This window comes from Vibrio sp. B181a, assembly GCF_030248375.1.
GTDB classification, from domain to species: Bacteria; Pseudomonadota; Gammaproteobacteria; order Enterobacterales; family Vibrionaceae; genus Vibrio; species Vibrio campbellii.
Genome location: NZ_JAHGAD010000029.1, coordinates 1 through 794, shown reverse-complemented (window position 1 = coordinate 794; position 794 = coordinate 1). Strand labels below are relative to the sequence as shown.

1 protein-coding gene is annotated in these 794 nt (G+C 39.8%); it reads right to left on the bottom strand.

Annotation, left to right across the window (positions count from 1 at the left end):
- Positions 1 to 124 precede the first annotated feature (124 nt).
- Complete coding sequence (locus KIO97_RS15255) at positions 125 to 703, bottom strand: hypothetical protein (protein WP_285383301.1); 579 nt, start codon at positions 701 to 703, stop codon at positions 125 to 127.
- Positions 704 to 794: the final 91 nt, after the last annotated feature.

Below are 794 nucleotides of genomic sequence, written 5' to 3'. Positions count from 1 at the left end.
CGCCCTGTTAAGGTGTGAGGCACGCAATACCGATGCCTCTGCATAACACTTAACCACTAAAACCAACGCATAGTAAAAATGCCACGCGTGCCGAATCACTCTTGAACAGTTTGTTAAATAGCACTTATGGTAACATTTCTTGCTTCAGCAACTTTCCGCGTTTAGCAATGTCCGCTTTTAAATCTTTTACGTGCGAATATATCTTTGTGCCTGACTCTTGAACTTTATAAAGTGCACTCTCCCAGCCTGACCTATTTTCCTTTATATCCGTTTGTATAAGTTGCTCTTGGTAGCCCCAAAACTTATTAGCCTCGCTATAGATCACTTTCAAGCGTTCTAACATTTCAGGATAATATATCTCCGCGATTGCTTCTGCCTCGTGTAGGCGAATAGTATTGTCGATATATCTAGATCTAAATTTGTCCAAGTCCGTTTCAGAGCCCGACTGCATGTAACTCATTGTTTGAGAGTTTTCGAACGCTAAAAGTGATAAAACCACATGCAATTGTTCAAGCTTGTTTCGCTCCAATTCAACTTCTTTAATCAGTCTTTCACCTGCCATTTTTTCATCTTGTAACCGCAAATGCTGCTCTAAATTTTTTTCAGCTATTTTTATCTGGTTACGACTATTAAGGCTTTGTGCAAAATAACTTATTAGGGCAGCTCCTATTGCTCCCAAAAAAATGTACATTTCTTTTTCCATATAAACAAACTTCCCGTGCTATTTAACGCCTTGTTAAGGTGTGAGGCACGCAATACAGAAGCCTCCGCATACCACCTTAACCACTAAACCT

Bases quoted from the DNA above. Each gene is read 5' to 3' on its own strand.
- KIO97_RS15255 (WP_285383301.1), bottom strand. From the start codon at position 703: ATGGAAAAAGAAATGTACATTTTTTTGGGAGCAATAGGAGCTGCCCTA.